The sequence below is a fragment of the Gordonia sp. OPL2 genome (assembly GCF_003797825.1).
Lineage (GTDB): Bacteria > Actinomycetota > Actinomycetes > Mycobacteriales > Mycobacteriaceae > Gordonia.
This window is the reverse complement of record NZ_RKME01000043.1, coordinates 22,125-30,601: the sequence shown is the minus strand read 5'-3', so window position 1 is coordinate 30,601 and position 8,477 is coordinate 22,125. Positions and strand designations below refer to the sequence as shown.

Annotated in this window: 9 protein-coding genes; 5 read left to right on the top strand and 4 right to left on the bottom strand. The window is 66.5% G+C overall.

Features of this window, described 5'->3' with window-relative positions; translation table 11 throughout:
• On the bottom strand, positions 1-1,630 hold a 1,630-nt coding region (gene fadD8, locus EEB19_RS25050), incomplete at its 3' end, for a fatty-acid--CoA ligase FadD8 (protein ID WP_187590036.1).
• A gap of 183 nt (positions 1,631-1,813) precedes the next feature.
• On the opposite strand from fadD8, the gene EEB19_RS25045 reads away from it, so the two are divergent.
• Complete coding sequence (locus tag EEB19_RS25045) at positions 1,814-2,470, top strand: GNAT family N-acetyltransferase (protein ID WP_187590035.1); 657 nt, start codon at positions 1,814-1,816, stop codon at positions 2,468-2,470.
• A gap of 116 nt (positions 2,471-2,586) precedes the next feature.
• Here the strand turns inward: EEB19_RS25045 and EEB19_RS25040 are convergent, their stop codons facing one another.
• From EEB19_RS25040 to EEB19_RS25030, 3 genes are read right to left on the bottom strand one after another with little or no spacing between them, the layout of a single operon-like run.
• Positions 2,587-2,976, bottom strand: coding sequence for a hypothetical protein (locus EEB19_RS25040; protein WP_187590034.1), 390 nt, complete (start codon positions 2,974-2,976; stop codon positions 2,587-2,589).
• 2 nt (positions 2,977-2,978) lie between these two features.
• Positions 2,979-3,875, bottom strand: coding sequence for an SDR family oxidoreductase (locus EEB19_RS25035; protein ID WP_187590033.1), 897 nt, complete (start codon positions 3,873-3,875; stop codon positions 2,979-2,981).
• Between the two features lie 51 nt (positions 3,876-3,926).
• A complete protein-coding gene (locus tag EEB19_RS25030; protein ID WP_187590032.1) occupies positions 3,927-4,727 on the bottom strand; it encodes an SDR family oxidoreductase in 801 nt (266 codons plus the stop codon).
• Between the two features lie 65 nt (positions 4,728-4,792).
• Here EEB19_RS25030 and echA20 point away from each other — a divergent pair, with 65 nt between their 5' ends.
• The 4 genes from echA20 to EEB19_RS25010 are packed head-to-tail and all read left to right on the top strand — an operon-like array spanning position 4,793 to position 8,407.
• The gene (gene echA20 / locus EEB19_RS25025) at positions 4,793-5,581 is read left to right on the top strand and encodes a (7aS)-7a-methyl-1,5-dioxo-2,3,5,6,7,7a-hexahydro-1H-indene-carboxyl-CoA hydrolase (protein WP_187590031.1); all 789 of its coding nucleotides are present in this window, start codon (positions 4,793-4,795) and stop codon (positions 5,579-5,581) included.
• On the top strand, positions 5,581-6,480 hold the full coding sequence (locus tag EEB19_RS25020; protein WP_187590030.1) for a CoA transferase subunit A: 900 nt from the start codon (positions 5,581-5,583) through the stop codon (positions 6,478-6,480). Before echA20 ends, EEB19_RS25020 begins: the two co-directional genes overlap by 1 nt.
• Positions 6,477-7,265 (top strand): CoA-transferase subunit beta, encoded by a 789-nt coding sequence (locus tag EEB19_RS25015; protein WP_187590029.1) that lies wholly within the window; start codon positions 6,477-6,479, stop codon positions 7,263-7,265. Before EEB19_RS25020 ends, EEB19_RS25015 begins: the two co-directional genes overlap by 4 nt.
• The gene (locus EEB19_RS25010; protein ID WP_262365909.1) at positions 7,262-8,407 is read left to right on the top strand and encodes a nitronate monooxygenase family protein; all 1,146 of its coding nucleotides are present in this window, start codon (positions 7,262-7,264) and stop codon (positions 8,405-8,407) included. The genes EEB19_RS25015 and EEB19_RS25010 overlap by 4 nt, the downstream gene beginning before the upstream one ends.
• The last annotated feature ends 70 nt before the right edge of the window (positions 8,408-8,477 follow it).

Sequence of the window (8,477 nt, the reverse complement as noted above, 5' to 3'; positions counted from 1 at the left end):
CGCGACCCGACCCCTCCCAGAACTGTGCGCGCAGCGCCTTCTTGTCGGGCTTGCCCAACGCTGTCAGCGGCAGCGACTCCGCGAAGATCACCTGCTTGGGCGACTGGACCGCACCCTTGCGGTCCTTCACCGACTGCTGGATCTCCTTCGTCACCGTCTCCTTGGCCACATCTCCCTGATCGGCGTCTGCGCGCAGCACGACGACGGCGGTGACCGCTTCGCCCCACTTGTCGTCGGGGACCCCGATGACCCCCACTTGCCCGACCGAGGGATGTTCGGCGACAACGTCTTCCACCTCTCGCGGGAAGACATTGAAACCACCGGTGACGATCATGTCCTTGGTCCGGTCGACGATGTACCAGAATCCGTCGGCATCCTCGCGCGCGACGTCGCCGGTACGCAGCCATCCGTCGCGGAACGTGTCGGCGGTCTGTTCCGGTAGACCCCAGTAGCCGCCCGCGAGCAGCGGGCCCGCCACACAGATCTCCCCCGGCTCACCCTGCGGGACCGGCTTGTCGTCGGGCCCGAGCAACGCGGTGCGCAAGAAGGCCGACGGTCGTCCGCAACTGCTGAGCCGACGCGAGTCCTCGCCGGGCTTCGGGTGGTCGTTTTTGCCGAGGTAACTGATCACCATCGGCGCCTCGGACTGGCCGTAGTACTGGGCGAAGATCGGACCGAAGCGTTCGATCGCCTCGGCCAGGCGCACCGGATTGATCGGCGACGCACCGTAATACACGGTCTCCAAGGACGAGAGGTCGCGGGTCCGGGAATCGGGATGGTCCATCAGCGCGTAGAGCATCGACGGCACGAGCATCGTCGCGGTGATGCGTTCCTCTTCGATGACGCGCAGCACCTCGGCGGGATCGAACTTCGCCATGACCACCATGCATCCACCCTTGATGAGCGTGGGCACGAAGAACGCGGCACCCGCGTGCGACAGCGGTGTGCACATCAGGAATCGCGGGTTCTCCGGCCACTCCCACTCGGACAGCTGAATCTGGGTCATCGTCGACATCGCTCGCGCGGTTCCGATGACGCCCTTCGGCTTTCCGGTGGTGCCGCCGGTGTAGGTGATGGACACGACGTGCTCCGGCGGCAGATCCGCAGCGGCCAGCGGCTTGGGCTGATAGTTCTCCGCCTCGGCGATCACGTCGCGCCCGTAGGCGGCGAGTTCCTCGGGAACCGGACCGAGAGTGAGGACCTGCTTCAGGCTGTCCACACGTTCCACCAGTGCGAGCGCACGCTCTACGAACATCGGCACCGGGTCGATGACCAGGGTGGTGACGCCGGCGTCGGAGAGCACGTAGGCGTGATCGTCGAGCGAACCGAGCGGGTGCAGCGCGGTACGGCGCCAACCCTGGGTCTGCCCCGCACCGATCACCAGCAACACCTCGGGGCGATTCAGCGCGAGCAACCCGACCGTCGATCCGGTCCCGGCGCCCAGCGATTCGAACGCCTGTTGATACCGGCTGACCGCGTCGGCCATCTCGCGACCGGTCAGCTCGGTCTCGCCGAGGAACAGCACCTTGCGACTCGCGTGTCGGCGCAGAGCCGCGACCAACAGGTCGCCGAGGTGGGTACCGCCGCGCAGGTGGTCGAAGTCGGTCGTCGCATCCTGAACATCCGTCATGGTCATCAAGACTAGGACGTGTTACAGCATCAGGGAAGGACCGGGTGAGATTCGGATGCCATGACGTGGCAATACGGACATCCCTGGACCCCAAAATCATAGATAGAACGTGTTTCAGTTTGTGGTGGTGAGGAATGTCGTCGGCGGCACATCGCGCGCGGTGCTGAACTACCATCGGGAGTCATGACCGATCTTGACCTGGCGACCACTCGCCGCGACATCACCGACGCACTTCTGACCGCACTCGAGCGTCGCCATGACGTCCTCGACGCCATCGTCGATGCCGAGACCCGCGACGAGGCGGTCGAGGCCATCGCCACCCTTCTGGGGAAATCCACACTCGGCGCGGAGGCCGTCCTGGGGATGTCCTTCTACCAACTCACCAAAGATGAGCGCCGCAAGAACCAGGCCGAACTCGACGACCTCAACAACGCTCTGACCTTCACACTGGCCGAGCGCCCGGCGAGCAGTGGCGACTCCCTCGATCTGCGCCCCTTCTCCGCTGCCGACGACGCCGACCTCTTCAAGGTGCGCACCGAGGAGCTCAAGGTCGCCGGCGACGGCTCCGGGAGCCCGGCGGGAGACCTCGGCGAGGAGATCGCCAAGGCCACCGAGCGCGTCGACAACGAGGACGCCGTGTGGCTGGTTGCTCTCGAAGGTGACACCAAGGTCGGCTTCGTCTTCGGCGAGCTCGTCAACGGCGAGGTCGACGTCCGGATCTGGATCCACCCGGATCACCGCAAGAAGGGATATGGCACAGCCGCGCTGCGGAAGTCACGCTCGGAGATGGCCGCCGACTTCCCCGGCGTCCCGATGGTGGTCCGCGCACCGAGCTCGTAGGCGCGACCCTTCGAGACACTGCGCTGGCGCTCCGTTCCTCAGGGACCGCACACGGAAAGCGAGCCTGCGAGCGCCTCCCGATCCCTGAGGAGCGAGCCTGCGAGCGTCACGAAGGGTCAGGGTCCGACGCGTCGCCTCGGCACCCCGAACCGGGCGACGATCGCCCGGATCCGATTGTCCTCGTCGACGACGAACGATTCGCTGACATGGGCGGCGAGCCCGATCGCCTTGGGCCGCACGTACACCCAGTACCTGGTGGACACCGTGTGTCCGTCGACGTCGGCCGTGAAGTCGCTGATGCGGTGGATGAGCCGGAACTGTGGGCCGCGCGCCAGACTTCGCGCGATGTGCGGCCCACTTCGCCCCGTCTTCACACCCATCTCGGTGCGCGTGCAGTCAACGTGCAGCGAGACGCCCGACGGGTCATGACTGAGAAGTGCATCGACGTAGGCTCGTGCCACCGCAATGCGTTCGGAAGCCCGTTCGGGATCGACGTTCGGCGTCACGACTACCGCGCGCCGTAGACCGGCACGGGCACCGGCGACTTGGCCAGGATCTCCTCGACGACGGGGCCGAGTTCGCCGGGCGCCCACCGAGATCCCTTGTCCTGCTCAGCGCTGCGCTGCCATCCGTCGACGACGGTGATCCGCCCGCCCTCGACCTCGAACACCCGACCGGTCACCGCCGACGACTCGGGCGACCCCAACCAGACGATCAGCGGCGAGATGTTCGCCGGGTCCATCGCGTCGAACGACCCGTCGGCCGGTGCCGCCATCTGCGCGGCCATCGCGTCCCCGGCGCTCATCGTCATCTGTGTCCGCGCCGACGGCGCGATGGCATTCGCCGTGACACCGTAGTTCCCCAGCTCGGCGGCCGCCTGGATGGTGAGAGCGGAGATACCCGCCTTGGCCGCAACGTAATTCCCCTGGCCGACCGAGCCGAAGAGGCCGGCGCCCGACGACGTGTTGATGATGCGCGCCACCGGCTGCTGTCCCGCCTTGGACTGTGCACGCCAGAACGCGGCGGCGTGATGGATCGTCACGAAGTGTCCTTTGAGATGGACCCGGATCACCGCATCCCACTCGTCCTCAGACATCGCGACCAGCATGCGATCACGGACGAAACCCGCATTGTTGACGATGATGTCGAGGCCACCGAACTCCTTGACCGCGGAGTCGATCATCGTCGCACCGGCAGCCCAGTCTGCGACATCGGACACGATCGCGAGGGCCTGGCCACCGGCCGCGGTGATCTCGTCGGCGACCGAGTGGGCGGCGTTCGCGTCGAAGTCGTTGACGACAACCTTGGCACCGTCTGCCGCGAACGCCAGCGCATGCGCGCGACCGATGCCCTGACCCGACCCGGTGACGATTGCCACGCGTCCTTCATTCAGCTTGTCAGACAAGATCTTCCCCTCGTTTGTCCTCTCGGTCGCGCGCCGACAGCGCACGACTGATCACATCTTGTTGTCGGCGGTGGCCGCGGCCAGGAAGGCCGGGCGTTCTCCTCCACCATGCACCGTGAGCGTGGAGCCCGTGATGTATCCGGCCATCGGGCTCAGCAGAAAGGCGACCGCGTTGCCGACATCCTCCGGCATCGCCAATCGACCCATCGGGATCGTCGCACCCACGGCCGCGACACCGTCGTCGTCGCCGTAGTGCAGGTGTGCCTGCTCGGTGAGGACGGCGCCACAGACGACCGAGTTGATGCGCACGTGCGGCGCCCACTCGATGGCCAGCGACGTGACCATGTTGTCCAGACCGGCCTTGGCCGCGCCGTAGGCCGAGGTCCCCGGCGACGGTCGATGGCCACTCACGCTCGACACGTTCACGATCGCACCGCCGGCCTCCTGGCCCGTCATCACCGCCTGCGCGGCACGCGCAACCGCGAGGGGCGCCAGAAGATTCAGTTCGACGATCTTGCTCGAGAAACGCGGCGAGGCGTCGGCGGCCAGTGCGAACGGCGACCCCCCGGCATTGTTGACCACGCCGTCGAGCCTCCCGTGGTTCTCCGCTATGCCGCGCACCATCGCGTCGACGGCATCGGCGTCGCGCACATCGCAGGCGACGAACTCGACATCGGCGTCCGTCCCGGGATGGCGACCGCACACCACCGGGACAGCACCGAGGTCGCTGAGGACGCGGGTGATACCCGCGCCGACCCCGCGCGTACCTCCGGTCACCAGCACGACCTTCTTGTCGAGTCCCAGGTCCCGAGCCGATGCCGGCCGGCCTGCGGCCTGCCCCTCTGACGTCATGGGTGCTACCCTACCAAACAACCAAGCACTTGCTTGGTTCGCATTCGTACCCGAGAGGAGCAGGTGTGCCGATCACCACGACACGCACCGAGAACGGGATCGTGACGGTGACCGTCGACTACCCGCCCGTCAACGCACTGCCGTCGGCGGCGTGGTTCGAACTCGCCGATGCCATCACCGCGGCCGGTCAGGACATGTCCACGCACGTCGTGATCCTGCGGGCGCAGGGGCGCGGTTTCAACGCCGGCGTCGACATCAAGGAGATGCAGGCCACCGAGGGTTTCGACGCACTCATCGGCGCGAACCGCGGATGCGCCGCCGCGTTCTCCGCGGTGTACGACTGTGCCGTCCCGGTGATCGCCGCAGTGAACGGCTTCTGTGTCGGCGGCGGCATCGGACTCGTGGGCAACGCCGACGTCATCGTCGCCACCGACGACGCCGTCTTCGGACTGCCGGAGGTCGATCGCGGCGCACTCGGTGCGGCCACACACCTGGCGCGTCTGGTCCCTCAGCACATGATGCGGACCCTCTACTACACAGCGCAGAACGTCACCGCGCAGCAGCTCGAACACTTCGGCTCGGTGTACCGCGTGGTCGGCCGCGACGAACTGCTGGGCGCCGCGATGGAGGTGGCCGAGAAGATCGCCACCAAGGACACCCGTGTCATCCGGGCGGCCAAGGAGGCCATCAACCACATCGACCCGATCGACGTGAAGAGCAGTTACCGGCTCGAGCAGGGCTTCACGTTCGAACTCAATCTGGCCGGCGTCGCCGACGAGCATCGCGATGCGTTCGTCTCGACGGGGAAGGCCCTCGACACCGCAGCATCGAACACCAATGGAGGACAAGCCTGATGGCGGCCACCCCGACCGACAAGACCAGTTCGCTCGACGACGTCATCGGCGAACTGCGTGACGGCATGACCATCGGCATCGGCGGCTGGGGCTCGCGCCGTAAGCCGCTGGCTCTGGTCCGCGCCCTCGCCCGCTCCGACGTCAAGGACCTGACCGTCGTCACCTACGGCGGACCGGACCTCGGATTGCTCTGCGCGGCAGGCAAGGTCAAGCGTGCCTACTACGGATTCGTGTCCCTCGACTCGGCTCCGTTCTACGATCCGTGGTTTGCGAAGGCACGGACGTCGGGCACTCTCGAAGCCCGCGAGATGGATGAGGGCATGGTCAAGTGCGGCCTCGAGGCAGCCGCAGCCCGATTGCCATTCCTGCCGATCCGCGCAGGACTCGGCTCGGATGTGCCGAACTTCTGGGACGGCGAGTTGCAGACCGTCACCTCCCCGTACCCGGGCGAGGACGGACGGGCCGAGACCCTCATCGCGATGCCGGCGTTGCGTCTGGATGCCGCCTTCGTCCATCTCGACCTCGCCGACAACCGCGGCAACGCCGCCTACACGGGTGTCGATCCGTACATGGACGACCTGTTCTGCGCCGCCGCGGAGCGTCGCTACCTGGAGACCGATCAGCTGGTCTCCACCGAGGTGCTCGTCAAGACCGTTCCGACACAACGCCTCCTGCTGAACCGGATGAACGTCGACCGCGTCGTACACACTCCCAACGGTGCACATTTCACCTTCGCCGGCGAGTACGGACGCGATGAGAAGTTCCAGCAGTTCTATGTCGAGTCCGCGAAGGAACCCGAGACCTGGAAGGCGTTCTCCGCACGATTCCTCGAGGTCGACGAGACCGATTATCAACGCGCGGTGACCGAGTGGCAGAGCGAGCAGGAGGATCAGCAGTGAGCACCAACGCAACCACCGAGTCCACACCGTCGGCCGACGCGGCCGAGGTCACCCGGGCCGAGGTGTGCGTGATCGCCTGCGCCGAGATCTTCTCCGGCGCCGGCGAGATCATGGCGTCGCCGATGGCGCCGACACCATTGCTCGGCGCACGCCTGGCACGGCTCACCACCGAGCCCGACCTCCTGATCACCGATGGAGAAGCGCTGATCTTGGCCGATACGCCGGCCATCGGCAAGTCCGGCCCCATCGAGGGGTGGATGCCGTTCCGGAAGGTGTTCGACGTGGTCGCCTCCGGCCGGCGTCATGTCGTCATGGGCGCCAACCAGATCGACCGATATGGCAACCAGAACCTGTCCGCCTTCGGACCGTTGCAGCAACCGACCCGACAGATGTTCGGTGTCCGAGGCGCACCCGGCAACACCATCAATCATCCGACGAGCTACTGGGTTCCGCGTCATTCCACCAGGGTGTTCGGCGACAACGTCGACATCGTCGCGGGTGTCGGCTACGACAAGGTCGATCCGGACAATCCGGCCTTCCGCTTCCTGAACATCCACCGCGTGGTGACCAACCTGGGAGTCTTCGACTTCGAGGGTCCAAGTCACACGATGCGTGCGCGGTCGTTGCACCCCGGAGTCGGCCCCGAAGAGGTCGCCGAGAACACCGGATTCGAGGTCGCGGGCCTGGACTCCGCTCCGACGACACGTCTACCGTCGGCCGAAGAACTCTCGCTGATCCGGGATGTGCTCGATCCCAAGGGCGTCCGGAATCGAGAAGTGAAGTGAGTACCGCGGAACGAGCGGACGGAGCGAGTACCGCGCCCGCAGCGGAGCGAGCGGGCGGAGCGAGTACCGCCCGCGCGGCAGGGTTGAGTACGCGTTTCACCGAGCTCGTCGGCGTCGAGTATCCGATCGTCCAGACCGGAATGGGGTGGGTGTCGGGTCCGTCGCTGACGTCGGCGACGTCGAACGCAGGCGGACTCGGCATCCTCGCGTCGGCGACGATGACCTACGCTGAACTCGAAGCAGCAGTTGCGAAGACGAAGTCGCTGACCGACAAGCCGTTCGGCGTCAACATCCGTGCCGACGCCACCGATGCGCCCGAGCGCATCGACCTCCTCATCCGCGAGGGTGTGCGGGTCGCGTCGTTCGCGCTGGCACCCAAACAGGAGTTGATCGCCAAGCTGAAGGACCACGGCGTCGTGGTCATCCCGTCGATCGGGGCCGCCAAGCACGCCGTGAAGGTGGCGTCGTGGGGTGCCGACGCCGTCATCGTGCAGGGCGGAGAAGGCGGCGGACACACCGGACCGGTGGCGACCACCCTATTGTTGCCGTCGGTGCTGGACGCTCTGGGAGAGAACGGTATCCCGGTGGTGGCAGCGGGCGGCTTCTTCGACGGGCGGGGTCTGGCGGCCGCGCTGTCGTACGGCGCCGAAGGCGTCGCGATGGGGACCCGGTTCCTGCTCACCTCCGACAGCGCCGTTCCCGACGCCGTCAAACAGGAGTACCTCGGGCGGGGACTCGGCGACACCGTGGTCTCGGTGAAGGTCGACGGGATGCCACACCGCGTCCTGCGCACCCCGCTGGTGGAGGCGCTCGAGAGTGGCAGCCGCGCTAAGGCCTTGATCGCCGCAGCCCGAAATGCCAACGAGTTCAAGCAGATGACCGGCATGAAGTGGACGACGATGCTTCGCGACGGTCGGACCATGCGGAAGTCCGGTGAACGTACCTGGCAGCAGGTGATCATGGCAGGCAACACCCCGATGCTGCTACGGGCCGGCCTGGTCGAGGGCGACACCCGCGCGGGTGTCCTCGCTTCGGGTCAGGTCGTCGGCCTTATCGACGACCTACCCAGTTGCGACGAGCTGATCCAGTCGATCATGACTCAGGCGCACACCCGACTCAAGGCACTGAGCACGCTCGCCTGACCGCCGAAGCCACTCGCAGCCATAGCATTCCGTGTCGCTGGGCGGGACGGAATGCTACCGCTGCGAGGGT

Bases quoted from the DNA above. Each gene is read 5' to 3' on its own strand.
- EEB19_RS25045 (WP_187590035.1), top strand. From the start codon at position 1,814: ATGACCGATCTTGACCTGGCGACCACTCGCCGCGACATCACCGACGCA.
- EEB19_RS25030 (WP_187590032.1), bottom strand. From the start codon at position 4,727: ATGACGTCAGAGGGGCAGGCCGCAGGCCGGCCGGCATCGGCTCGGGAC.
- EEB19_RS25020 (WP_187590030.1), top strand. From the start codon at position 5,581: ATGGCGGCCACCCCGACCGACAAGACCAGTTCGCTCGACGACGTCATC.